At 56.0% G+C, this 25,870-nt stretch carries 22 protein-coding genes; 15 read left to right on the top strand and 7 right to left on the bottom strand.

Annotated elements, in window-relative coordinates; translation table 11 throughout:
* Nucleotides 1–91 precede the first annotated feature (91 nt).
* Nucleotides 92–1,342 (bottom strand): aminotransferase class V-fold PLP-dependent enzyme, encoded by a 1,251-nt coding sequence (locus tag HGT1_RS12990; protein WP_176250382.1) that lies wholly within the window; start codon nt 1,340–1,342, stop codon nt 92–94.
* 386 nt (nt 1,343–1,728) lie between these two features.
* Here HGT1_RS12990 and HGT1_RS12995 point away from each other — a divergent pair, with 386 nt between their 5' ends.
* A complete protein-coding gene (locus HGT1_RS12995; RefSeq protein ID WP_176250445.1) occupies nt 1,729–2,610 on the top strand; it encodes a YihY/virulence factor BrkB family protein in 882 nt (293 codons plus the stop codon).
* Between the two features lie 65 nt (nt 2,611–2,675).
* Here HGT1_RS12995 and HGT1_RS13000 read toward each other — a convergent pair whose 3' ends face one another.
* From HGT1_RS13000 to HGT1_RS13015, 4 genes are all read right to left on the bottom strand, one after another.
* The gene (locus tag HGT1_RS13000; protein ID WP_255200198.1) at nt 2,676–3,062 is read right to left on the bottom strand and encodes a hypothetical protein; all 387 of its coding nucleotides are present in this window, start codon (nt 3,060–3,062) and stop codon (nt 2,676–2,678) included.
* Nucleotides 3,062–3,364, bottom strand: coding sequence for a YqjD family protein (locus tag HGT1_RS13005; protein WP_255200199.1), 303 nt, complete (start codon nt 3,362–3,364; stop codon nt 3,062–3,064). The genes HGT1_RS13000 and HGT1_RS13005 overlap by 1 nt, the downstream gene beginning before the upstream one ends.
* Before the next feature lie 189 nt (nt 3,365–3,553).
* Nucleotides 3,554–4,432, bottom strand: a complete 879-nt coding sequence (locus HGT1_RS13010) for a glycosyltransferase family 2 protein (RefSeq protein ID WP_176250383.1) — start codon at nt 4,430–4,432, stop codon at nt 3,554–3,556.
* Between the two features lie 134 nt (nt 4,433–4,566).
* Nucleotides 4,567–5,376, bottom strand: coding sequence for a response regulator (locus tag HGT1_RS13015; protein ID WP_176250384.1), 810 nt, complete (start codon nt 5,374–5,376; stop codon nt 4,567–4,569).
* 104 nt (nt 5,377–5,480) lie between these two features.
* Here HGT1_RS13015 and HGT1_RS13020 point away from each other — a divergent pair, with 104 nt between their 5' ends.
* The 4 genes from HGT1_RS13020 (at nt 5,481) to HGT1_RS13035 (ending at nt 8,399) form a co-directional block, all read left to right on the top strand.
* Nucleotides 5,481–5,651: a NepR family anti-sigma factor gene (locus HGT1_RS13020; protein ID WP_176250385.1), complete on the top strand. Its 171-nt coding sequence runs from the start codon at nt 5,481–5,483 to the stop codon at nt 5,649–5,651.
* Nucleotides 5,648–6,205 (top strand): RNA polymerase sigma factor, encoded by a 558-nt coding sequence (locus HGT1_RS13025; protein ID WP_176250386.1) that lies wholly within the window; start codon nt 5,648–5,650, stop codon nt 6,203–6,205. Before HGT1_RS13020 ends, HGT1_RS13025 begins: the two co-directional genes overlap by 4 nt.
* Nucleotides 6,206–6,207: 2 nt before the next feature.
* Nucleotides 6,208–7,929, top strand: a complete 1,722-nt coding sequence (locus tag HGT1_RS13030) for a sensor histidine kinase (protein WP_176250387.1) — start codon at nt 6,208–6,210, stop codon at nt 7,927–7,929.
* A gap of 311 nt (nt 7,930–8,240) precedes the next feature.
* The gene (locus HGT1_RS13035; RefSeq protein WP_176250388.1) at nt 8,241–8,399 is read left to right on the top strand and encodes a hypothetical protein; all 159 of its coding nucleotides are present in this window, start codon (nt 8,241–8,243) and stop codon (nt 8,397–8,399) included.
* 21 nt (nt 8,400–8,420) lie between these two features.
* Here the strand turns inward: HGT1_RS13035 and HGT1_RS13040 are convergent, their stop codons facing one another.
* Nucleotides 8,421–8,972: a cupin domain-containing protein gene (locus HGT1_RS13040; protein ID WP_176250389.1), complete on the bottom strand. Its 552-nt coding sequence runs from the start codon at nt 8,970–8,972 to the stop codon at nt 8,421–8,423.
* A gap of 254 nt (nt 8,973–9,226) precedes the next feature.
* Here HGT1_RS13040 and gabT point away from each other — a divergent pair, with 254 nt between their 5' ends.
* Nucleotides 9,227–10,537 (top strand): 4-aminobutyrate--2-oxoglutarate transaminase, encoded by a 1,311-nt coding sequence (gene gabT / locus HGT1_RS13045; protein WP_176250448.1) that lies wholly within the window; start codon nt 9,227–9,229, stop codon nt 10,535–10,537.
* A gap of 116 nt (nt 10,538–10,653) precedes the next feature.
* Here gabT and HGT1_RS13050 read toward each other — a convergent pair whose 3' ends face one another.
* Nucleotides 10,654–12,270 carry an FMN-binding glutamate synthase family protein gene (locus tag HGT1_RS13050; protein ID WP_176250390.1) on the bottom strand — a complete coding sequence of 539 codons (1,617 nt, stop codon included), beginning with the start codon at nt 12,268–12,270 and terminating at the stop codon, nt 10,654–10,656.
* Nucleotides 12,271–12,715: 445 nt separating this feature from the next.
* Here HGT1_RS13050 and HGT1_RS13055 point away from each other — a divergent pair, with 445 nt between their 5' ends.
* The 9 genes from HGT1_RS13055 to HGT1_RS13095 all read left to right on the top strand — a co-directional run bounded on the left by HGT1_RS13055 (nt 12,716) and on the right by HGT1_RS13095 (nt 25,870).
* On the top strand, nt 12,716–13,675 hold the full coding sequence (locus HGT1_RS13055; RefSeq protein ID WP_176250391.1) for a TAXI family TRAP transporter solute-binding subunit: 960 nt from the start codon (nt 12,716–12,718) through the stop codon (nt 13,673–13,675).
* A 122-nt stretch (nt 13,676–13,797) separates the two neighbouring features.
* Nucleotides 13,798–16,566, top strand: coding sequence for a TRAP transporter permease (locus HGT1_RS13060; protein ID WP_176250392.1), 2,769 nt, complete (start codon nt 13,798–13,800; stop codon nt 16,564–16,566).
* Between the two features lie 170 nt (nt 16,567–16,736).
* Nucleotides 16,737–17,855 (top strand): carbon-nitrogen hydrolase family protein, encoded by a 1,119-nt coding sequence (locus HGT1_RS13065; RefSeq protein WP_176250393.1) that lies wholly within the window; start codon nt 16,737–16,739, stop codon nt 17,853–17,855.
* Nucleotides 17,856–17,934: 79 nt separating this feature from the next.
* Nucleotides 17,935–20,673 (top strand): aminotransferase class I/II-fold pyridoxal phosphate-dependent enzyme, encoded by a 2,739-nt coding sequence (locus HGT1_RS13070; protein ID WP_176250394.1) that lies wholly within the window; start codon nt 17,935–17,937, stop codon nt 20,671–20,673.
* A 17-nt stretch (nt 20,674–20,690) separates the two neighbouring features.
* Nucleotides 20,691–22,151, top strand: coding sequence for a biotin carboxylase (locus HGT1_RS13075; protein WP_176250395.1), 1,461 nt, complete (start codon nt 20,691–20,693; stop codon nt 22,149–22,151).
* A gap of 18 nt (nt 22,152–22,169) precedes the next feature.
* On the top strand, nt 22,170–23,141 hold the full coding sequence (locus HGT1_RS13080; RefSeq protein WP_176250396.1) for a C45 family autoproteolytic acyltransferase/hydolase: 972 nt from the start codon (nt 22,170–22,172) through the stop codon (nt 23,139–23,141).
* A gap of 24 nt (nt 23,142–23,165) precedes the next feature.
* Nucleotides 23,166–24,488, top strand: a complete 1,323-nt coding sequence (locus HGT1_RS13085) for an aspartate aminotransferase family protein (RefSeq protein ID WP_176250397.1) — start codon at nt 23,166–23,168, stop codon at nt 24,486–24,488.
* 126 nt (nt 24,489–24,614) lie between these two features.
* A complete protein-coding gene (locus HGT1_RS13090; protein ID WP_176250398.1) occupies nt 24,615–25,262 on the top strand; it encodes a paraquat-inducible protein A in 648 nt (215 codons plus the stop codon).
* An 11-nt stretch (nt 25,263–25,273) separates the two neighbouring features.
* The gene (locus HGT1_RS13095) at nt 25,274–25,870 is read left to right on the top strand and encodes a paraquat-inducible protein A (protein WP_176250449.1); all 597 of its coding nucleotides are present in this window, start codon (nt 25,274–25,276) and stop codon (nt 25,868–25,870) included.

Consider the following 25,870-nt stretch of genomic DNA (forward strand, 5'->3'; position numbering starts at 1 on the left):
TTTGATCGTGTGCATTGATATGGCAAGCGGTGACTTGGGTTGCGCCGTTGGATTTGAGTTTATTTTGCAAAATGAAACAGGGCCGGAGGGATTATCCGGCGATGTCCTTTATTGCGGTGAGCAAAGCGCGGACTTCGTCCAATGTGTTGTAATGGCACAGCGAAACGCGCACGGCAGCATCCAGGCCAAGAGGGGTCAGGATGTTTCCGGAGTAGTGATCCGCCTTGCGCAGATGGGTGCGGATGCCCTGGGCATTGAGTTTTTCGACAATCTCGGCGGCGGGGACCGATTTGAGGCTAAAACAAACCAGACCTTCGCGGTCGGGGTTACCCGTGCCCCCAAGAATGGTGGCATCGGGCAGATCGGCGAGACCGGCAAGGTTGCCTGTGCCGAACAGCAGGGCGTCGGTCAGGTGTTTTTCGTGGTCATGGATCGCGACACCGGCGGCTTCGATCTGGGCGCGGGGGGCGGTTGCATCGGAAACCTGCTGGCCCAGCCATTCGAAATAGCGCACCACATCGCTGAAGGTGGCGTAAGCGCCAGTATCGCGCGTGCCCATTTCCCAATTTCCGGCGGGGCCGTCCTTGAGCGTTTCAATCGACAGCGTGCTCAGGCGGTCCGACGCCCAGGCGATGCCATAGCCGTGGCGCGAGAACAGTTTGTAGGGCGAGATCACATAGCCGTCGATGTCGTAGCTGGCGATGTCGATACGCCCGTGGCTGGCGTGCTGGATGCCATCGACGAAGATGAACGCATCGGGGGCAACGGCGCGGATCGCGGCACTGATACCGGCGACATCATTGGCGATGCCGGTGACGGGTGACGTGTGCAGGATCGTCGCGACCCGTACTTGGGGTGTCATCAGGGCGGCATAGGCGGCGGGTGTGACCTGCCCTGTGGCATCATCATGGGGGACGTTGATATAGGCTTTGCCCGTTTTTTCGGCCCAATGCAGCGCGGCGCTGCGCGAGGCGGGATGTTCAACACTAGAGCCTATCACAGCGCCATCGGGGGTGCCCGTCACAGCGGTGCGGATCAGGCGGAAGGACAGTTCTGTGCCGCTTTCGCCAACGAAAAACTGGCCGTTGGGCGCGTTGAAAAACACGGCCATGTCAGCCTTGGCCTGTTTGATGGTTTCAACGAGCGCATGTGAGGCGGGGTTGTCGCGGCCCTGATTGTCCGGGATCGACGCGAACAGGGTCGAGGTCTGTACCACCGAATTCAACGTCAAAGCGCCACCGGCATTTTCGAAGAAGATGCGCGGCCCCTGGAACGGGCAGGTATCCACATGGGCAAAGCTGGCGCGGATCGATTGCATGAGGTCTGAGTTGTGCGTGAACATTTTGGCCCTGACTGCGTTGGCGTGAGTGGATTTGAGATTTCTGCGCTGGTTCGCCCTTGAATCACAACCACAATTATCTGCTTGGGTCATCAGCATTTAGGCGCGGTGGGTCGAAATGGTGGCGTTGATCCCGAAGGGACAACCGGGTCCGGGGGCTGTGTTCGGGGTTTTTATTCCGGCAATTTCGGAAAATATCGTCTGGGGGTGATCAGTTTTGCCCTCGCGGCTTGGGGTCAGCGGCGCGATGAGGTAGAAGTATTGAAATAGCTATATCCCGAGGCGTTTGTCAGCCCGTGGGTGCATTGCCGGACCGCATCGAAAGGACCCGATCCTTGGGAAAAATAACATTGGATACGGTCGTGCTGTATTGGACTGCTTTCAGGGCGATGATTGAAGATATCAGCGAACGGAATATTGCGCTGATTGCGGCGGGTGTGGCGTTTTATGGGATGTTGTCGCTGTTTCCCGCATTGGCGGCCCTTGTCACCTTGCTGAGCCTGATTTCGGACCCGGTCGTTGTGATTGCCCAGCTCGAAGAGATGCGTGGCCTGCTGCCTGACGACGTGTATGACATCATGAACCAGCAAATCGTGTCTTTGGTGACCACCAGTTCCGAGACATTGGGTTGGGCCGGCGCGATATCGGTGCTTGCGGCGTTGTGGTCTGCCCGTGCCGGTGTCGGGGCGATGATGATCGGGTTGAACAGTGTCTATCACCAGCCCAACCGGAATGTGGCAAGGCATTACTTTCGTGCGCTGATGCTGACCTTTGGTTTGGTTATGGTCGGGATCATTGCGCTGGTCACCGTGGTTATTGCGCCGATCGTTCTGGCCTTCATCCCCTTGGGTATCTTCGGAGTTATTTTGGCTGATCTGATCCGCTGGAGCATTGCCATTACGGTGCTGCTGGCGGGTATCGGGGTGCTATACCGGTTCGGACCAAACCACCGCACAGCCAAGCCAAACTGGCTGAGCTTTGGCGCTATATTCGCCGTGGCCTCTTGGGCGGTGGTATCCATCGGATTCAGCTATTACGTCGCTAATTTCGGCAACTACAATCAGGTTTACGGGTCCATTGGGGCTGTGATTGCGATGTTGGTGTGGCTTTGGATCAGCAGTTTTCTGGTGCTTATGGGCGCGTCCTGGAATGCTCAGGTCGAAATGCGTCTGCGCCCGGACACCGCTATCGGGCACCCGCATCAACCGGCAAAGCGCGGGCCTGCCGTTGCAGAGACGTTCATCACAGCAGAAAAGGGCCAGTCTGAATAGACGGCCCTTTAATGGATGCCTGCGGTCCCAAACCCCTTTTACCGATGAGAGTTTGACCCAAGCGGTTATAAACGCGCGTTCTTTCCTGCGTTGAAGCCGTTGATCAAAGCGACGACCAAAGTCGCGATACCTTCGACCCCGCCCAACGCCTGTGCACGCTGCTGTGCCTGAAGGCGCAAGCGTTCTGCTTCTCTTTGGTGTTTCAGGTTCCGCGATCGGATGCTGGTGGCAGCGACCATTACCAGACCCGCGCCAAAAAACACGCCACCAATGACCAGACATGCAATTAATGTCGAGGTGATCGTGAGCAGGAATATCCAGGCTGCCGCAGACAGAAAGATTGATCCAACCACAAGGCACAAACCAGCACCCAGACCGATTGCTGCGGTCTGGGCTGTTTCAGCCGCTCTTTGGGCTACTCTGTCGGTGAGGGCGTCCAATATGGCTTGCATCACCGGCGTGCCGTGATCAGCCCGATCAGAAAACCAACCCCTGCTGCAACACCCATCGCTGTGGCTGGCTGCGTGCGAATAAAGTCTTCTGCGGTTTTCTGCGCGTCAACGACCTTCTCTTTGCCAAGGTCGGCGTAATCATGAGCGGCTGCCTTTGCCTGATTTGCGGCATCGCGTGTTGTGCTTTTGCTGAACTGGCTGACCGAACTGGTCAGGGCAGCAATGTCATCCTTGAGGATTGCGATTTGCGTGGATAGATCTTCTACGGTGACGTCTTTGCTCATTTTAATGTCCTTAGCCATTTTCTGTCTCCTTAACGTATTATCTGTCCTACAAACGCGCGGGCTGTGATTCAGTTCCATTATATCATAGCGGTCGGGGCACGAACGGGTTGATGCAAATCAATCAGGGTTGCCTGAAAACGGCCCGCAAGGAAGTGCAGTCCCCTGGTCGGGGCTGTCTGGCTTTGGGTTAGGATTGGCAGTTGTGCCTTAGCGGGTACCGAACCGCGTTTTGAACCAACTTGGCAATGTCACGCGGTGTTTGAACACCTTGGAGCTGCTTCTGAGTACGTTCTCTTTTTCATCGCGGATAGGCTCGGTGGTGATTGACCGATAGGCTTCATCCCGGGCGCTGGTCCAATCCTTTTCTTTGTACCGCGCCAAATTTGCGTAAAACCGCGAAGCGTCTTTGTCAGCCTCACGCCAGGCGGCACCGGGCAGACCTTTGCCTTCGGCGTTTCCAACTTCCATCCGGTGGTGGTTGGCATCCTCAAGGGCCTTCAGGTTGGCGTATTTAAGGTGCAACAGATACACCCCCTGAGGAAGCTGGAACGCGGCCGTGGCCAGCTTGCGGGGGCCGACCCAGATGCCGTGGCGCCACAATGCTGTCCCGCGTTTTGAGGCCCAGGCCTTGCTGTAATGGCCGGTGAAAACTGCTGTGGACCGGTGGCCCAGGGCCATTTCGCCCGCGTTCAAAATCTGGTCGCCTATCGTTTCGGCAACATTCAAGCCCAAGGCGAACATGGCATTCGACGTGGGATTTTTGAAAACATCGTCAAAAGACGCGTAAAGCGCCGGGTCAAAGCAAACCAGTTCATCGGCATCGGTGCGAATGACCCAGTCATAGGACAGCCCCAAGCCATCCGCGAAACTGTTCAACATCTGCCCACGACGCCGGTCGAACCCTTCGAGGGTTTCACGCGGCACGGTAATAACATCTGCCTGGGGGCATAGTTCGGCGATCATCGGGTCAGCGCCATGGGCGACGATATAAAGGTTATCGTACCCTATCAGGCGGCCATAATGCGCGTACCATTGCGAGAGCGCCCAGTAGTCCTTGTAAACCATTGTGATTGCGCATGTGCTCATGGGTTCTTTTATGCCGCGTCTAAAAGCTGTGACAAGGGCTTTTGATTTTTAGCGGCGTTGGACCATGTGGCGATGACCCAACGAAAAAGGCCGCGCTTTGGGGCGCGGCCTTTGAATGCTGTTCCGAAAACCGATCAGGTGTTCAGCGTTTCCGTCGAGGAAAAGAACATCGCTTGCGATACGGCCGATACAACCTGATCGACGGTGTATGGCTTGGAGATCAGGAACGCGGGTTCCGGTTTGTCACCTGTCAGCAGACGTTCGGGGAACGCAGTGATAAAAATGACCGGACGGTGCCCGAGATCGGCCAGCAGATCATTCACCGCATCAATACCCGAGGAGTTATCCGCAAGCTGGATGTCCGCAAGGATCAGGTCAGGCACATCGGCCTTGCCCAATTTCACGGCTTCATCACGGGTGCGGGCGATGCCGGTGACCCGGTGGCCCATGTCGGCAACGATGGATTCAATGTCCATCGCAATGATCGCCTCGTCTTCGATGATCATCACCGAACCTGTGACACTGTCGGCCATTTCACGGCGGGCGATCTGCACCAGCTGGCTGGCTTCTTCTTCTTCGACGTTGATGATCATACCGACCTCGGCAAAAGAAAACCCTTCGATGGTGTGCAGCAGCAATGCTTCGCGGCTGTGGTTGGTCAGCTTTGCCAGATGCTTTTGCGCGCGGGCACGTGCGCCGCTTTCGCCTTCCTCAATGGGGGCACCGGCGCTGGCCCAAATGCTGTACAATACTTTGAAAATTCCGGTCCGCACATCCATGCCGTCCAGCACAGAGCGATCAACCAGAATTGCCTCGAGGGCTGCGGCCGCAAATGCATCGCCGCTGGTTTGACTACCGGTCAGCGCGCGGGCATAGCGGCGCAGATATGGCAGGCATTGACTTAACGCATCGCTGACACTGGTGGTTTCTTTGGCGTCCGTCATTTATCGTTGTCCTTTTAAAATATTTATGGAACCAAACCCCGCGGGTATGTGTTTAGTTCCATATCGTGTGCAAGAAATCTTAAGTAAAGTCAGGAAAATTGTTGATGCAGCTGGGCAAAAACGATGACAACGAGCGTTTTATCGACGAAAATCTTCGCCGTGTCTATGAAGAGACTGTCGAGGAAGGCATACCTGACAAGTTCAAGGATTTGCTGAAAAAGCTGAAAGAGCAGGAAGAAAGCTCCGGGCAGCCAGCTACTGGAAAGTCCGAATGAGCAGGTCAGACCCACGCGATGAGCTGGTAGAACACCTGCCAGCCATGCGCGCTTTTGCCATCAGCTTGACGCGAAATTCTGCGATTGCGGATGATATGGTGCAAGATACGGTCGTAAAAGCCTGGACCAACATCGACAAATTCGAGGTCGGGACCAACATGCGGGCCTGGCTGTTCACGATCCTGCGCAACACCTATTATTCGTCACGTCGCAAGGCCAACCGCGAAGTTGCGGATGTTGATGGTGTCTTTACCGAAAGTTTGGCTGAAAAGCCGGCACATGACGGCCACATGCAAATGACGGATTTCCGCAAGGCATTGAACGAACTGGCAGTCGAACAACGCGAAGCACTGCTTTTGGTTGGGGCGTCCGGTTTTTCCTATGAGGAAGCCGCCGAGATGTGTGGCGTTGCCGTGGGGACAATCAAAAGCCGCACGAACCGCGCACGTGCAAAAATCGCCGAGCTTATGGGCCTTCGGGATGATGAGAGCCTCGAGATGACAGATGACGCGACGATGTCGGTTATCTCGTCTTCCAAAGTTTCGTCCTTTTAACGATGACCTCAGGTTTTCTTGGTGCTGACGTCTTTCGGGGGCTGACCTTTCGGGTTTTGCTGTTTCTGTCTTTGGCGTTGCTGCCGATCGGGTTGATCTCGGTGGTGCAGACCCGCGAGATCGCCGATCAGAACATGGTAAATGCCGAACTGTCTTTGCTTGCTATTACAGAGCAGGCGTCGTCGACCGAAAGCAGTCTGATCCAGGAAGCCTTTGGTGCTGCAGATGCGCTGGCGGCTGTCGTTAACCTAATCAAGGCCGATAGTTTCTCGTGCAGCTCGTTTTTACGTGAATATCAGGAATCCTCCAATCTTTATACGATTGTCAGCTTTGTCGCTGCTGACGGGAAGATGGAGTGCGTTTCGTCGAGTGCATCGGCGGACCTGAGCGAAAACGTGATTTTCAAAAGGCTGCTGCATAATAAGAAACGTGCGGCAAACTTGTCGTTGACCCCCCCTTTCAGCAAAGAACCCGTGCTTATCGTCAGCGTGCCGTTAAATGTCGAAGATCAATTGCTGGGCTTTGTAAATATGTCGATCCCAGAACGTGTCTTTCGTCAGGTTCTAGAGCCGGACCTGGAAATCCGGCCCACCGCGATGGTGACTTTCAACGCTGATGGCGACATCCTGACCACAGAAAATGATCGCGCTTTTGCAGAAAAAGAGCTCCCGTCCTTTCAAGAGCTTAAGTGGTATACTGGCCAATCGGGCCGGGTGATCCGTGACACCAATGGCGCAGGCGATGACCGGGTTTATGCGATCCTTCCCATTGTTCCGGGTGTTGTTTATGCCATGAGCGTCTGGCCGCCTGATTCCCTTTTTCTGAAGGCCGGTGCCGCTTCCCGGTTGAACCTGTTGCTGCCGGTTGTGATGTGGATCGCAAGCTTGGTTGTGGCGTTTTGGGCGCTGAACCGGCTGGCGATTAAACACATTCGCAAACTTGGCCGGCAGATGCGGCATTTCGCTTTGAACAGAACGCTGCCACGCACCGCACTGAGCGGCGTTGTTCCCACCGAAATTGTGGACATGGAAGAAGCATTCCTCGGGATGGCGGAATCGATCCTGCGGGACGAAGCCAAATTGGAAGACAACCTGCGCCAAAAGAACATCCTTTTGAAAGAAGTGCATCATCGGGTCAAAAATAACCTGCAACTAATTTCGTCGATCATGAACATGCAGATCCGGCAGGCAAAAACGCCCGACGCCAAGCGCGTCTTGCAGCGGCTTCAGGACCGTATCCTCAGCCTCGCGACTGTCCACAAAAGCCTGTATCAAAACGACAACCTGACGCGTGTCGATGGCGGCGTGTTGATGCATGAAATTGTGAACCAGTTGCTGAGCGTCGGCCTGCCCAGCGGGTCGGGCATCAAAGTCAGGCAGAATTACGAAGCGATCCAGCTTGACCCCGATGATGCGGCACCTTTGACGCTGCTGGTGTCGGAGGCCGTTACAAACGCGCTAAAATACGTGTCCGTGGATCAGGTCGAAAAAGGGTCGATCGAGGTTAGCTTGAAATACACTGGCCCAGAAATGGCTTTGCTGACGGTCAAAAACTCGACCGGTCATGGTGAAGTCGAAGAAGGTACCGGACTTGGGTCACGGCTGATCAATGCGTTTTCGCGCCAGTTGAACGGGCAGTTCCAAGTGCTGGAAGAAGCCGACAGCTATACCTTGACCGTCGAATTCCCAGTGCCGCAGAAATCCAAGATCGTTTACGATTACTAACGGGCATCTGCGCTCTGAAACGCGCTCTCGGAATTGTTACATATATAACTATTTCTATACGTCAGCCTCTGCCCAAGAGCCAAAAGAACTTGACCGACAGTTTTGGAATTATCATGCGAAACGCCTTGAAATAAAGGCGATATTCCGTGTCGGCCGCGCCCAACCATAATGTCGCGAGCCATATTTCGGCGAATTTTCAGCTGTGCGTTCACGAAAATGGGACCGAAACCCGATTTTCGATATGGAACCATAAGCTGTGACGCCCGTTGAGGCCCCGAGACCTGAAACACGAATTTTGAAAGGAGGCAGCTGTGACAGTAGACTTGTTCATCGGATCCTTGATGATCCTGACCTTGGCTGTCATCGCCATCATTTCCTTGACGACCCGCAGACGCGGCGACCAACGCAAGAACAGATGGTCGGGTTTCCGATCGGATGATGACGACAACAACAACATGACGGGTACGTAGGCAGGCCCGGATCGCCTGTTTTCAGAAGCTGGGCGGCGTGCAGGCGCTGACAACTACGCAGACCGTATCGCCGATATTCCGGAAACGATGTGGCAGCCGGCTATCAAAAAGATAGCCGTCACCTGCGCCAAGCACCTCGATCATGCCATCGACAGTCACTTCGACCTCGCCCGAAATCACGACGCCGGCCTCTTCTCCCTCGTGCACGATCCATTCAGGCCCGGTATCTGCGCCGGGTTGATAGGTTTCGTGCAGAACCTGCAAACTGTGCTGCTCCGCATTGCCAAGCTGGCGAAGGGAAACCTGACCCTCGCTTGAAGGCGAAACTTCGACAAATTCATTCTTGCGGTAAAAGACCTTCGGGGTCTCTTGATCCTCAAGAGTGGCGAAAAACTCTGCCATGCTGATCGGGATCGCATCGAGCAAACTTTTCAGCGACGCGACAGACGGGCTGGTTTTGTTCTTTTCAATCAACGAGATTGTGCCGTTAGTTAGGCCAGCCAAACTGGCAAGCTCCCGTTGTGAAAGCCCGCGCTCCTCGCGAATCGTTCTTAGCCTTTGACCGATGTTCATGTCTGGCCCCTGAATTTTTCTTTCCTGACCTCTAACCTGTATCTGCGTGCGATCACAGGCGAATTTTAGCCGCGCCTCGACGCTACCCATCTGGGCAAACCAAACTTCATTGACAATTAAATTAAACGCAATAAGAGGATTTTAAACGCAACACCTGCGTCCTACAAAAGGAATTGTATATGTCCAGCACAGTCAAAAAGCAGTCCCGCAAAGGCGCTGCACAGAAATCGGCCAAAAGCACGGTGGTCCCAGATATGCTCCAAGCGAACGTGACAGTTGAAACAAATGCGCAGTTGATTGCCCGCCGCGAACTGGCTGTGCCACGTGGTGTTGCCTCTGCCGCGCCGATATATGCAAAATACGCCGAGAACGCAGAGCTTTGGGATGTTGAAGGCAACCGCTATATCGATTTCGTTGGCGGTATTGGTGTGCTGAACACAGGCCACCGTCACCCAAAGGTGATCGCGGCAGCAAAAGCCCAAGAAGACCAGTACACCCACACCAGCTTTCAGGTTGTGCCTTACGGCCCTTATATCGAGCTGGCCGAGAAACTGAACGCGCTGGCCCCCGGTGATATGCCGAAAAAGACGCTGCTGGTCACCACAGGTGCCGAAGCGGTTGAAAACGCTGTTAAAATTGCACGCGCTGCAACGGGTCGCCCCGGTGTGATCGCCTTTACCGGCGGATATCACGGTCGCACGCTGCTGACGCTGGGCCTGACTGGCAAAGTGTCGCCCTACAAAAAAGACGTGGGTCCTTTCCCGTCCGACATCTTCCGCGCGCCTTTCCCGTCCCAGCGTGACGGTATCACCGTGCAGGATGCGATTACCGGCCTGAAAAACCTGTTCCTGACAGATGCGCAGCCCGAACGTGTTGCTGCCATCATCATCGAACCCGTACTTGGCGAGGGTGGCTATACCCCCGTCCCATTCGACATGATGCGCCAACTGCGCGACATCTGCGACGAACATGGCATCCTGTTGATCGCTGACGAAGTACAGGCCGGTTTCGGCCGCACAGGTACGTGGTTCGCAATCGAACATTCCGGCGTTGTGCCTGACCTGATCACCGTGGCGAAATCCATGGCGGGCGGCTATCCTCTGGCGGGCGTGATTGGCCGTGCCGATGTGATGGATGCAATGGCCCCGGGCGGCTTGGGCGGCACCTATGGCGGCAACCCTGTTGCTTGCGCCGCAGCCTTGGCAGCCATCGCCGCGATCGAGGAAGAAGGCCTGCTGGCGCGATCAGCGTCGATGGGTGATCACCTCAAGGCGCGCTTTGCCGAGATCGGCGCACGCTCCGCACCGTTCCGCATGTGGGATATCCGCGGTTTGGGTGCTATGGTTGCAGTCGAATTCGTGACGGATTTTGAAACAGCAGCGCCTGACGGCGGCTTTACCAAACGTGTCATCGCCCATGCGATGAAGCGCGGCCTGTTGCTGCTTAGCTGTGGCATGCATGGCAATGCCATCCGTGTGATGGTGCCCCTGACGGCGTCGGATGAAATCATCGAAGAAGGCCTGGCCATATTCGAAGAGTCTGTTCAGGCTGCAATGGCTGAATAAGCCGGGATCACCCGAATTGAGAAAGGCGCGCCGGGAAACCAGCGCGCCTTTTGCGTTTGTGGACGTTTTCTTTCAAAGAAAACGGTCCGGAATTTTGAAAAATTCCGGCGTCTGCGTTAATCGAAGGGCACAAAGCTCGAAGCCTGCGCGCGGCTCCAGCGGGTTTTGTTGCCCTTGTAGTCCTGTGCCTTGTCATCAAGCAGATACCCTTCGGGAAGGTAGCCATAGACCTCGTCGCCTTGCACCATGCTTTTGTCGCCTTGGCGCAGCATCATATGGCGGGGGAGAAACTCACTCGGGTTTTCCAGCCCCGCAGCGCCTGTCATTTCACCCAACGCTTTCAGGGTATTGCGATGAAACCGGGCAACGCGTTCGCTTTTGTGGCCGACATCCAACGCGCGTTGGCGGGTGGGGTCTTGGGTTGCGACACCAACGGGGCAATGGTTCGTGTGACATGCCTGCGCCTGAATACAGCCGATCGCAAACATGAAACCGCGCGCGGAATTGCACCAGTCTGCCCCCAAGGCCAAGGCCCGCGCGATGTCAAAGGCCGATACGACCTTGCCCGCCGCGCCCAGCTTGACCTGATCGCGAATGCCGGCACCCCGAAGCGTGTTGTGCACAAAGGTAAGCCCCTCGACCATCGGCATACCGACATGGTTGGCAAACTCAAGCGGTGCAGCCCCGGTGCCGCCTTCGGTGCCGTCGACCACGATGAAATCAGGGACAATGCCGGTTTCCAGCATCGCTTTTACCATACACATGAATTCACGCTGGTGGCCGATGCACAGCTTGAACCCCACCGGTTTGCCGCCCGACAAGTCCCGCAGTTGACCCAGGAAATCCATCATCTCGATCGGCGTTGTAAATGCCGAATGCGCCGCAGGGGACACGCAATCCTGCCCCATCGGCACGCCGCGCGCCTCTGCGATTTCCTTGCTGATCTTCGAGGCTGGCAACATGCCGCCATGCCCCGGCTTTGCGCCTTGGCTTAGTTTAACCTCGATCATCTTGATCTGATCGCTACTGGCTTGATCCCTGAACTTTTCGGGGTCGAATTGCCCGTCATCGGTGCGGCAGCCGAAATAGCCCGAACCGACCTCATAGATCAGATCACCCCCGCCGGAGCGATGATAACGGCTGACCCCGCCTTCGCCTGTGTCATGCGCAAAACCGCCCATCTTGGCACCTTTGTTCAGGGCGCTGATGGCGTTTGCGGAAAGCGATCCAAAGCTCATCGCGGAGATATTGTAGATCGACGCATCGTAGGGCTGTTTGCAATCCTTGTTCCCGATACGGACGCGAAAATCAGTGTTTTCAATATGGACGGGCTGGACAGAGTGGGTCACCCAGGAATAGCCCGCATCATAGACCCGCATCCGGGTCCCGAAGGGCCGGGCGTCCTCTTGACCCTTGGCGCGTTGATAGACCAACGACCTGTCGTCGCGGCTAAAGGGTTCTTCATCCTGATCGGATTCAATCAGGTATTGTCTGATTTCCGGGCGAATCCCCTCAAAGAAGAACCGCATGTGGCCGAGCACCGGATAGTTGCGAAGGATGGAATGTTTTTCCTGAATGACGTCGTAGACGCCCATCGCCGACAGGACCCCGAACAGGACAAGCGGCACGATGAACCAGAGCGACCAGGTGATCAAAAGGATAAGCGACAGCAAGGCTAAAAGCAGCACCCCCGCGAACGTACCAAAGCGGGCGAGGGAAGAGATTCTTTTCATATTTGCTCCTGCGGATGGGCATTTGATGGGCATTCGGTAAGGTTGATACAGCCTATAGCATAAAAACTTGAGAATTCACGAACGGATCATCTTTTACCCCGTCAGATATGAAATCCGGTCGTTTGATTTTTTCAACGTCTGGAAATTATTGGGGTTTAGTGGGTGAAAATAATTTTCCTATATGTTTTTAAAAACAATTGGTTAGTCCGTATTGATCCGGAGCGACTGGAAGGTGTGGGTATTAAATCCAACGCATACGCGCGATTGTGCAAAATGCGCAGCAAGCGGGCCGGTAAAGGTTCAGTTGCTGTCATGCAGCGCAAAACAACCCTTTTTGCGGGATAAATTTGCTTGTTTTACGCCTGAATATCTGCGCTCATTTCAGGTATTATTGAAACCCCGCGCACAATGACGGGGGTTCTGAGAAAAAGTTGGGAGACTTAAAATGACGATTTTCAAGTCCATCGCTATCGCTTCCGCACTGCTTGCGGGTACAGCTGTGACAGCACAGGAAAAATTCATCACCATCGGTACAGGCGGCCAAACGGGCGTCTACTTTGTTGTGGGTCAGTCGATCTGCCGCTTGGTTAACCGTGACAGCGCCACAACCGGTCTGAAGTGCACGGCACCTTCGACAGGCGGGTCCATCGCCAACATCAACGCGATCAAGGCCGGCGACATGGACATGGGCGTTGCCCAGTCCGATTGGCAGTTCCACGCCTATAACGGTTCCTCGCAGTTCGAAGGCGACAAGTTCGACAAAGAGCGTGCGGTTTTCTCTGTACACTCCGAACCGTTCACCGTGATTGCACGTGCCGATGCAGGCATCGAAAGCTTTGACGACCTTAAGGGCAAGCGCGTGAACGTGGGCAACCCCGGTTCCGGTCAGCTGGCCACGATGGAGGTCGTTCTGGCCGCCAAGGGTTGGACAATGGATGACTTTGCATTGGCATCCGAGCTGAAGCCAGCCGAGCAAGCCGCCGCACTGGGCGACAACAAGGTTGACGCAATCATCTACACCGTGGGCCACCCGAACGGGTCGATCCAGGAAGCCGTTTCCACAGTGGATGCCAAGCTGGTTCCAGTCCAGGGCGAAGCCATCGACAAGCTGGTCGCTGACAACCCGTTCTACGCCTATGCGTCGATCCCGGGTGGCATGTACAAAGGTACAGACAGCGACGTGAAAACTTTTGGTGTGAAAGCAACCTTCGTGACGTCTTCTGATGTTGCCGACGATGTTGTGTACGAAGTTGTAAAAGCTGTTTTCGACAACTTTGACCGCTTCAAGAAGCTGCACCCCGCGTTTGAGAACCTCAAGGAAGAAGAGATGATCACGGATGGTCTGTCCGCCCCTCTGCATGACGGTGCTGTGAAGTACTACAAAGAGCGTGGCTGGATGGAGTAATCCACCCCTCTAAAATAACCGGAAGCGGGCGCGCCCCGCTTCCGGCCCTGCGTTACCGACGATCTACCCAAAGATAATAAAAGTGCACCTGTCCTAAGACGGGGCCGCCAAGGGGACGTAACATGTCAAACAACGATCAACAGCAAGCCGCCGCCGTCGAAGCCGAAGCCGCAGGCCGAGGTGGCCTGAGCCAAACGGAACTGGATGAGCTGGTTGCTTCCTCTGATACCGGTGGCCGTTCTGCGACAGGGGGCGTTGGTGTTTTCCTTGCCATGACCGCCCTTGCATGGTCGCTGTTCCAGCTTTGGATCGCGTCACCTGTTCCCTTTATTGTGGGTTGGGGTGTTTTCAACGACACCGAAACCCGTTCGATCCACCTTGCCTTTGCTATTTTCCTGGGGATCGCCGCATTCCCTGCCGCCCGCACCAAAGTGCAACTGGGCCTTGGCGTCGCGGTTCCCATTATTCTGGCCTATCTGTTCATGGTCGGTGCCAAAGATGGCGTTTCGACATGGTGGATTCCGCTGGTTGCCATTGCTGTTGTCGCCACTGTTGTTCTGGGATCCCCCAAAGACCGCATACCGGTTTGGGAATGGATCTTGGCCGTCGTCGGGGCTGCTTCTGCCCTGTATCTGTTCGTCTATTACCGTGAAATCTCGGGCCGCGTCGGTGCGCCAAACATGCAAGACACCGTTGTTTTCGTCATCGGCATCATGATCCTGCTCGAGGCGACCCGTCGCGCGCTTGGGCCTGCCTTGATGATCGTTGCGTCCGTGTTTCTGATCTACAACGTGCTTGGTCCGGTCATGCCCGACATCATCGCACACAAGGGCAACAGCCTGTCCGAGATCGTGAACCACCAGTGGATCACCACCGAAGGTGTGTTCGGTATCGCGCTTGGTGTCTCAACCTCGTTTGTTTTCCTGTTCGTTCTGTTCGGCGCATTGCTGGATAAAGCTGGCGCGGGCAATTACTTCATTCAGGTGGCGTTCAGCCTGATGGGTCACATGAAGGGCGGGCCTGCGAAGGCTGCCGTTGTTTCTTCGGCCATGACGGGCCTCATCTCGGGGTCCTCCATCGCGAACGTGGTGACCACGGGTACATTTACGATCCCGTTGATGAAGAAGGTCGGGTTCAGCTCTGAAAAGGCGGGCGCGGTCGAGGTTGCCTCGTCTGTGAACGGCCAGATCATGCCACCCGTTATGGGCGCGGCCGCGTTCCTGATGGTTGAATATGTCGGTATCCCCTATTTCGACGTGGTCAAACACGCGTTTCTGCCAGCGGTGATTTCCTACATCGCGCTGGTGTATATCGTGCATCTTGAGGCCCTGAAGGCCGGTATGGTCGGCCTTGAACGCCCCTATACCCCCAAACCCATCATCCAACGCCTGCTGGTTTCCGCGTTTATCGTGGCTTGCATCTGTGCGCTCAGCTTTGCCGTTTACTATGGTATGGGCTGGTTGCGCCCCGCATTCCCCAACAGCGCGGGCTACATCATCTTTGGTGTGCTGACAGCCGTTTACGCCGCCCTGCTCTATGTCGGTTCAAAAGAAGAGCCGCTCAAGCTGGACGACCCGAACGCCCCTGTCACACGTTTGCCAATGCCTGGCCCGACCGTACGGTCCGGTCTGCACTTTATCCTGCCGATCGTTGTGCTGGTCTGGGCGCTGATGGTTGACCGCTTGTCCCCCGGTTTGTCGGCCTTTTGGGCGACGACCTATATGGTGTTCATCCTTGTTACCCAGCGTCCGCTGATGGCGATTTTCCGCGGCGAAAGCAAATTCGCCAATGATGTGGTCGAAGGGTTGAAAGACCTGATCGACGGCTTGGTCGTCGGTGCGCGCAACATGATCGGTATCGGTATCGCCACGGCGACGGCGGGTATCATCGTGGGCGTGGTCAGCCAGACCGGTGTTGGTTCAGCGCTTGCCGATGTGGTCGAGGTTCTGTCGGGCGGCAATATCCTTGCAATCCTGTTCCTGACCGCAATCTTGTCGCTGATCCTTGGCATGGGTCTGCCGACCACAGCGAACTATATCGTTGTGTCCGCGTTGCTTGCCCCCGTCATCGTAACACTGGGCCAGCAGAACGGACTGATCGTGCCGCTGATCGCTGTGCACCTGTTCGTGTTCTACTTTGGCATCATGGCCGATGTGACGCCGCCTGTGGGTCTGGCCAGCTTTGCCGCTGCCGCTGTATCCGGTGGTGATCCGATCAAGACCGGTGTGGTCGCGTTCTTCTATTCGCTGCGCACCGCCGCCTTGCCGTTCCTGTTCATCTTCAACACCGAACTGCTGCTGATCAACGTGACCATGTTCCAAGGCATATTCGTCTTCATTGTCGCGACCTTTGCAATGCTGCTGTTCGCGGCGGCGACCCAAGGTTGGTTCCTGGCGAAAAACCGTTTCTACGAAACGATTGCCCTGCTGCTGATCGCCTTTACGCTGTTCCGTCCGGGGTTCTGGATGGACATGGTCTTCCCACCCTATCTTGAGGAAGCCCCGGCCGAGATCGTGCAGGCCGCAGCCGATACACCTATTGGCCAAGACTTGCGCCTGCGCGTGTCCGGCGTTGGTGATCTGGGCGATCCGATCGAATTCGTTGCGCTGCTGCCGATCGGTGCGGGCACCACGGGCGAGGAAAAGCTGGAAGCTGCCGGTATCGTGACGCGCATGGATGGCGACAAGATGATCATTGATGATGTGCTGTACAATTCACCGGCGTCGACCGCCGGTCTGGACTGGGATCAAGAGGTGCTGCGCGTGCTCAAGCCTGTGCCAACACCAAGCAAATACTGGATGTTTATCCCTGCGCTTTTGTTGCTTGCGCTGGTTGTCTTGCTGCAACGGGGCCGCAACGCGCGCGGCTCCCGCAAGACCGCAGCAGTTTAAGCAAAAAAACCGATGTGCAAGTTACGCATAGAAGCCATGCACAGGGCGCTGAGGGCACCAGCATGTCACCTGTTTAATATCCTGAACAGACGGGATATGGACGGTTCAACTTGGGCTTCTGGCGGGGATGTTTTCCGCCAGACCAGCCCCTTTGGACGGAGTGACCAGTTATGACACCTTTCGCAATTGCCGGCGTGCAAATGTACGTGAACGCCTTGGAATCCAACGTCGCGGGTATGATCCACCGGCTTGATATCCTGATGGCGCGTTTTCCGTGGACACAGATGGTTCTGTTTTCGGAACTGGCCCCTTTTGGCCCGTTGGACCGCTTTGCCCTGCCGCAGGAAAATGAAACGCTTGAGCTGTTTCAAGCTGCGGCGCGCAAGCATCGGGTCTGGCTGATTCCGGGGTCTATGTTCTTGAAAAACCCCGAAGACGGCCGCGTTTACAACACCGCCGTGGTGATCAACCCCGAAGGCGAGATCATCCGCCGTTATGCCAAGATGTTTCCGTTCCGGCCTTACGAATCCGGCATCGCTGCGGGCACAGAATTCTGCGTATTCGACGTGCCGGAAGTGGGCCGTTTCGGCCTGTCGATCTGTTATGACATGTGGTTCCCCGAAACCACGCGCCAACTGACCAGCCAGGGCGTCGAAGTTTTGCTGACACCTGTGTTGACCGGCACAACCGACCGCGATGCCGAACTGGCCATCGCGCGTGCCACGGCGGCGCAGTTCCAGTGCTATGTTTTCGCCGTGAACGGTTTGGGCGCAGGCGGCGTTGGCAAATCTCTGGTTGTTGATCCCACATCCATGGTTCTGCACCAGTCCGCTGGCCAGGAAGACATGTTCCCGATCGAGGTCGACCTGTCGATGGTCCGTCGTCAGCGTGAAACCGGCATGAAGGGTCTGGGTCAGGTTCTGAAATCCTTCCGCGACCGTTCGACCGATTTTTCGGTTTATGATCGCAGCAGCGGAACGGATGCCTATCTGAACACGCTCGGCCCGCTTGAGGTGCCCCATCAGGGGACCCGCGCAGGTCTGCATGTTGATGTGCCCGCGCAACGGATCCCCGATGCGCCTGTTTTCAAGGGCCAAGAAACCCAGCCCGGTTTCGCGTCGGTTCAGCCTGAATTTGCACCCGAACCCTTGCCGAACCCAACTGCCGGAACAGCGACCGTTCCGGTCGACGTCCACGCTCATGCTCATGCGGTTGCCCCCGCAGAGACACCCATTCCACCCGTAAAGCCGGGCATTCATGCTGGCAGCGGAGAAACATCCAGCGGCTAAGCTGAGGCATTTCGACCCGACCATTCTTTGGTCGGGTCATAGCATGCAGCAGCCAAACGCCCATAGCGGAGTACGATTGATGCATTCTATGAACGACTATTCGTCGGCTATACAGTTACGATCAGACCGGTGGAGCGCCTTGCGCGAATCCAGCATGGCCCTGACCCGTGGCCCAAGCAAAGAAGAGACCGAAAGGCTGCGGAGCAAATGCCAGGCTCTGTTCGCGTCGCTTGCGCTGATTGAACCTTATTGGGCGTTTCCGGGCATGCCCGCGTTCGAGCATCTGCAACGGATGCTGAACCACAACAGCTTTGAAGATCTGTCATTTGCCGTCAACCGCATCACCCGCGCGTTGACCACAGGGGCCTATCGCCGCCGGTCGATTCCGCTGGAGCGCGACAGCATTGACCACGACGAACATGATGACGAAGCGATGCTCTCTCCCGAGGCGCGCGCCCTGACCAAGCCGTATTTCGAAGTGTTGATCGTTGATGATGTGAACGACCAGCAGGAACGCTGGCTGAAATCCAACGTCAGCCGCATGCGCCGGTCGGAAGACCCGTTTCATTACGAGGCCGTGGTCGTTAAATCCATCGAAGACGCGCTGATCGCAGTCCTGTTCAACCACAATATTCAAGCCATTGTCGTGCGTCCCGGATTGACGCTGAAATCCAAAAACGACGAGTCGATTTTGACGCGGTATCTGGCCCGTGCAGGCGGTCAGGAAGAGATCGACAAGTTGCAGCCGGAAAACTACGGCCCCGAGCTGTGCCGGATGATCGCCAAAGTGCGCCCCGAGCTTGATGCCTATCTGGTGACCGAACGGTCGGTCGAAGATATCGCCGGTCTTGATCTGGGGATCTGCCGTCGGGTTTTCTATAATCAGGAAGACTTTATGGAACTGCACCTGAACATTCTGCGCGGTGTTCAGGCCCGTAACAAATCGCCGTTCTTTACGGCGCTTGTCGAATATTCCAAACAGCCAACCGGTGTTTTCCACGCCATGCCGATCAGCCGCGGCAAGTCGATCACCCGGTCGCACTGGATTCAGGACATGGGTGCGTTCTACGGCCCGAACATCTTTCTTGCCGAAACCTCTGCCACCTCGGGGGGGCTGGACAGCTTGCTGGAACCGCACGGCCCCATCAAGGAAGCGCAGGAACTGGCATCGCGGGCTTTCGGGTCCAAGCAGACGTTCTTTGCCACCAACGGCACGTCGACCTGTAACAAGATCGTCGTTCAGGCGCTGGTACGTCCCGGTGATATCGTGCTGGTCGACCGCGATTGCCACAAGTCGCACCATTACGGCATGGTGCTGGCCGGTGCGCAGGTCTGTTACCTTGATAGCTATCCGCTGAACGAATATTCCATGTATGGCGCTGTGCCCCTGCGCGAGATCAAGCACCAGTTGCTGGCGCTGAAAGCGGCGGGCAAGCTGGATCAGGTGCGCATGCTGCTGCTGACCAACTGTACCTTTGACGGCCTGGTGTATAACGTTGAACGCGTCATGGAAGAATGTCTGGCGATCAAGCCCGACCTGATCTTCCTGTGGGACGAAGCGTGGTTTGCCTTTGCCCGGTTCAACCCGACCTATCGCCAGCGCACCGGCATGAACGCCGCCAACACCCTGCGCGAAAAGTTCAAATCCGCCAAGCACGCCGAAGCCTACGAAAAACAACAGGCCGAGCTGAAAGACGCGGATGACGAGACGCTGATGAATACGCGCCTGATCCCGCCGCCAAAGTCGCGGGTGCGGGTCTATACCACGCAATCGACCCATAAAACGCTGACATCTTTGCGCCAAGGGTCGATGATCCACGTCAACGATCAGGATTTCAAGGGCGAGGTCGAACAGTCGTTCCACGAAGCCTATATGACCCACACGTCTACATCGCCGAACTACCAGATCATCGCGTCACTGGATGTGGGCCGGCGTCAGGTGGAATTGGAAGGGTTCGAATTCGTCCAGCGCCAGATCGAAGCGGCGCTTTCGATGCGGCGTGCCATTGCCGACCATCCGCTGCTGTCGAAATACTTCAAGGTGCTGACCGCAGGTGACATGATCCCCGAAGAATATCGCGAAAGCGGGGTGACCAGTTATTACGATCAGGAACAGGGCTGGACCGACATGTGGGACTGCTGGGAGAAAGACCAGTTCGTTCTGGACGCCAGCCGTGTGACCTTGCTGGTTGGCGGGACAGGCTGGGACGGCGACACGTTCAAGACCGATATCCTGATGGATAAATACGGCATCCAGATCAACAAGACATCGCGCAACACCGTGTTGTTCATGACCAACATCGGCACGACTCGGTCCAGCGTTGCCTATCTGATCGAGGTTTTGGTCGAGATCGCCAAATCGCTGGATGATCTACTGGATGACGCCAGCAAGATGGAGCGCCGGTCATTCGACAATCGCGTGGCGAACCTGATGGAAAACTATCCGCCGCTGCCTGATTTCAGTCGTTTTCATGATGCGTTCCGTACCGATAGCGTGACGTCGGAAGGGGATATTCGCACCGCCTTCTTCCTCGCTTATGAGGAAAAGAACACGGATTATCTGGATCTTGACGGCACCCTGCGCGAGGCGATGGATGCGGGTAAAACCGTGGTGTCGGCCAGCTTTATCATCCCCTATCCTCCCGGCTTTCCGATCCTTGTCCCCGGGCAGGTCGTCAGCCAGGAAATCCTGTCGTTCATGCGTGCTTTGGATGTCAGCGAAATACACGGCTACCGCCCCGATCTGGGGCTACGCGTCTTTACCGAAGCAGCGCTGAAACGCGTGCGGAAGAAAAATCTTTCGTCTTCACCTGAATAAGAAAAGGACCCAAACCTATGACCACGACTGTTCTCAAGAATATCTCGGAAATCCGCCGGTTCTTTCACCGAAACGAAGACCCGATCTATTTCATTTCGGCGACCAATTTTAACCTGTTGGGTCTCGATGAATGGGTGAAGAACTTTAAATATATCTGCTACATCGACTGCTACGGCGGCAAGCACCCGAACGTGTTCTGCCCGTCCGAACAGCCCCATGCCGAATTCCAAAGCATCGAAGACATCAACAACTATCTGTTGCAGCACAAAGAAGTCATCGACTTTATCAAGCGCCGCGGTGGCAAGCCCAAGTTCGTGTTCCTGATGTTCGATGAAGAAACCGAGCGTCTGTCGAAAGAGCTGGGTGCCGAAGTCTGGTTCCCCAAGGCCAAGCTGCGCACCAAGATGGACAACAAGATCGAAACCGTCCGCATCGGCAACAAGGCGGGCGTGCCGTCGGTGCCAAACGTGCTGGCCGAGGTTAAGGATTACGAAGACCTCAAGAAAACCTGTGAGAAAGCGGGTATCGGTCACGATCTGGTGCTGCAATCGGCCTTTGGCGACAGTGGCCACACCACGTTCTTCATCAAATCCGAGGCCGACTTCCGCCGTCACGAATCCGAGATCGTCGGCGAGGGCGAGATCAAGATCATGAAGCGCATCGATTGCCGTGGTTCCGCGATCGAGGCCTGTGCCACCAAAGAAGGCACGATCGTTGGCCCGTTGATGACCGAACTTGTTGGTTTCAAAGACCTCACACCCTATCGGGGTGGCTGGTGTGGTAACGAAATCCTGTCCACGGCCTTCCCGCCGAAAGTGCGCCAGCAGGCCCGTGAACTGACCTTCAAATTTGGTGAACAGCTGCGCAAGGAAGGCTACCGTGGCTATTTCGAGCTCGATTTCCTGATCGACAAAAAGACCGGCGATCTTTGGTTGGGCGAATTGAACCCGCGCATCACCGGCGCGTCCTCCATGACCAACCACGCGGCTTTCGCCCATGCCGATGCCCCTCTGTTCCTGTTCCACCTGCTTGAATTCTCGAAAAAGAAATTCAATCTGGACACAACAGAGCTGAACAACCGTTGGGCTGATCCTGCGATGATCGATGGCTGGTCGCAGATGGTGATCAAGCACACCGACGACAGCGTCGATATCTGTAGCGATGCGCCTGAAACCGGCATCTACAAGATGCTTGAAGACGGTCGTGTGGTGTTTGACCGGTTTGACTATCACCGTCGTGCGGTTGAATCCGAAAACGAAGCGTTCTTTTTGCGCATCCTCCAGCCCGGCGATTACCGCTATGAAGGGGCCGATATTGGCATCCTTGTGACCCGTGGCCGGTCGATGACCAAATCATTCCAGTTGAATGAACGCGCGAAAAAGTGGATTCACGGCATCAAGCAGTCGGTTCACGGCCGTCCTTTGCCAGTGGCAGAGGCAGGTCCGGCGTTTTCAGACCCGGCTTTTAAAATCCTCTAAGGTTCGAGAGGCCAGCACATGCTTTGGCGTGCGATATCAGAAGAAACGCCCGGTCCCAAATGGGCCGGGCTTTTCGCCGAATATTGGCCTCACTACCGTAAATGGTGGCTGAAGGAGGGTGAATCCGTGCGCCCGACCTATGCCGAATGCGTGCGTGCGCTGAAAAAGCACATGCCCGAGATGATCCCGCTCTACGAAGAACTGTGCGAACAAGCAGGCGGCGGCGATCTGGCAGCGCGGTTCCTAAGCTTCTACTGCCCGCCCCCTTACCTTTCGGGGTGCAGTCAGGCGGTTTGGGGCGGCAGGGAACCCGTGCTGGTGCGCAATTATGATTATAACACCAACGCCTTTGACAGTCTGGTTTTGCACACGGGGTGGCAAGGCCGCAAAGTCATGGGCACGTCGGACGGGCTGTTCGGGTTGGTGGACGGCGTGAATGACGCGGGCCTGTCGATTTCGTTAACCTTTGGCGGCAGGCGGGTTGTGGGTGTCGGATTTGGCGTGCCGCTGATTCTGCGCTATGTTCTGCAAACGTGCGAAAACACCGAACAGGCGGGCGAAGTATTGGCCCGCGTCCCAACCCACATGAGCTATAACGTCACTGTGCTGGACCGCAAACGCAAGTATCTGACCGCGTTTATGGCCCCCGACCGCGAGACAATCATCACCAATGCCGCCGTGGCCACCAACCATCAAGAAACCGTTGAATGGATCAGCCACGCGCGTTTCACTGCGACGGTTGAACGCGAACGCTATTTGTTGCAACGGCTGCGCTTTCATCGCGACCCCGAAGAAAAATTCATCGGCACGTTCCTAAAGCCGCCCCTGTATTCCCATGCCTTTAACGCCGGGTTTGGAACGCTTTATACTGCTGTGTACCGGCCCCGCAAACGTCAGATGGAACTGCGTTGGCCCGGCACTGTCTGGTCCCAAACCATCGACACTTTCGAAGAAGGGTCGCGTAACGTTCTGCTGCCCGGTGCTGCCTGACCCTTTCACCCTAGGAGCCTGCCCATGTCCCATATTTTTCCCCGTCATACCCGCAACCTCCCGCCGGTCGCTGTCAGCGGCAAAGGGTGCTATTTAACCGATGCCAGTGGCAAACAATATCTGGATGCATCTGGGGGGGCGGCAGTGTCGTGTCTTGGTCATGGCGACGTCGAGGTGATCGACGCGATCAAGGCGCAGTTGGACAGTCTGGCCTATGCACACACGGGTTTTTTCACGTCTGAACCTGCCGAAACCCTTGCCGATCTGCTGATCAAACACGCCCCCGGTGATCTGGACCGCGTCTATCTGGTGTCCGGCGGGTCAGAGGCGGTCGAGGCCGCGCTCAAGCTGGCGCGCCAGTATCACGTGGAACGCGGCGAGCCGGAACGGGGCCGCATCATCGCCCGCAAGCAAAGCTATCACGGCAATACGATCGGGGCGCTGTCGGCAGGGGGCAATGAATGGCGTCGCGCGCAATTCGCGCCGCTGCTGCTGGACATCAGCCACATTGACCCGTGCTATGAATACCGCCTGAAGCGTGACGGTGAAACGCCCGAAGAATACGGCATTCGCGCCGCGAACCTGCTTGAGGAAGAATTGCTGCGCGTCGGGCCTGAGACCGTCATGGCCTTTATCGCGGAACCTGTGGTGGGGGCGACCTCTGGCGCGTTGACCGCTGCACCGGGGTATTTCAAACGCATCCGCGAGATTTGCGATCAATACGGTGTTTTGCTGATCCTTGACGAGGTCATGTGCGGCATGGGGCGCACCGGCGCGCTGTTTGCCTGCACTCAAGAGGGTGTTTCCCCCGATATCCTGTGTATCGCCAAGGGTTTGGGCGGCGGGTATCAACCCATCGGTGCCATGCTGTGTACCGCACATATCTATAAAACCATCCAGGACGGCACAGGGTTCTTCCAGCACGGGCATACTTATATCGGTCACCCTACGGCGGCGGCTGCCGGGGTTGCTGTTGTCTCTGCCGTGCTGGGCCGCGATCTGCTGTCCAATGTGCAGCGGCAGGGCGACACATTGCGCAATGCGTTGACCGCTGCCTTTGGGCAGCACCCGAATGTTGGTGATATCCGGGGGCGTGGCCTGTTTATGGGGGTTGAAATGGTCGCCGACCGAGAGACAAAAGCCCCCTTTGATCCGTCCCGTGGTATCGCCGCCAAGATCAAGAAACATGGCTTCGAGAATGGCCTGATCTGCTATCCGATGTCCGGAACAATTGATGGCAAAACCGGAGATCACGTGCTGCTGGCCCCGCCTTTTATCATCACCGACGCGCAGATCGACGAATTGGTTGAAAAGCTGGGTAAAAGCATCACCCAAGCGCTGGCCTGACCGTCAGGTCAGGGTTTTTGCGGTTGAGAAAACCGCCCGTAAAAATGGTGAAACGATGCAACCCTATGACTAAATCGTGTGAGGTTTCGGATATTATACCCCTGAAAGGCACTGTATAAGCCCAGCATGAAAGACGCCCTTGATCATGAAACATCCATGCCGTTGTCAGATATTATTGTCTGTCCGAAATGCGATGCCGTGTATCATCTGAAAATTCCGAAAATGGGCGAAAAGGCAATTTGTCAGCAATGTCATACGGTTCTGATCGCCCCACGGCACAAGGCCGGGCTAAAGATCATTGCGATCTCGTTTGCGACCTTCATTCTGATTATTGGCGCGGCGTTCTTTCCGTTTCTTGATATTGATGCGGCTGGTAACAAAAATTCGGTCTCTGTGATGGATGCGGCGCTGGCATTCTCCAGCGGGCCTTTGCTGATGTTGGCCCTGGCGACCGCAGGATTGATCCTGATTGTGCCGCTGATACGTGTGGTGATCACGCTTTATGTGCTGGTGCCGATTGTGCTGGATCTGCCGCCTTCGCGATACGCGATACAGGCATTTCGCCTGTCCGAGGCGTTGCGCCCGTGGTCAATGGCAGAGATTTTCGCATTGGGTTGCGCGGTTGCGCTGGTCAAGATTGCCGATCTGGCGACGGTGGGGTTTGGCCCCGCGTTCTGGATGTTTGGCGGCTTGGTGGTTCTGGTTGTTGCCCAAGACAACTATATTTGTAGATGGTCGGTATGGAATTCGCTGGAAAACCCGAAAAAATCCTGAGCGCACGCCAGATGGGCATTGTGGCCTGTACGCGCTGCACAAAGGCATGGCCTTTTGGCACGCAAATCTGCGGGCGTTGTGGCCATAAAATGGTGTCGCGCGATTTTGGCAGCTTGCAGCGGGTTTGGGCGTTTTGGGTGATGGGGCTGATGTGCTATGTTCCCGCGAATTTATATCCCATGCTTCAGACCAAGACGTTGTTTCAGAAAGACGAAAGCACGATTATCAGCGGTGCCGTTGAATTGGCCCAGCACGGCGCATTCGGCATCGCTTTTATCATTTTGCTGGCCTCGGTGGTCATTCCTTTGGCAAAATTCTGGGCCATCGCCTTTTTGGCGATCAGCGTCAAAAGCAGTAAAATGGCGTCAAACCACGCGCGGCATTTTATGTATGAAATCGTTGAATACATTGGCCGTTGGTCAATGATCGATATCTTTGTCGTTGCGATTTTATCATCGCTGGTGCAACTCAAGACACTGGCAACAATCAATCCCGGACCCGCGAGCATGTTTTTCGCACTTTCCGTGATCTTCACGATGCTTTCGGCGCAGGCTTTCGATTCCCGTATGATTTGGGATGACCAGGCAAGGGATGGGGACTCCGTTTAA

Origin of the sequence: Sulfitobacter sp. HGT1, assembly GCF_013282155.1 — a bacterium.
Taxonomy (GTDB): domain Bacteria; phylum Pseudomonadota; class Alphaproteobacteria; order Rhodobacterales; family Rhodobacteraceae; genus Sulfitobacter.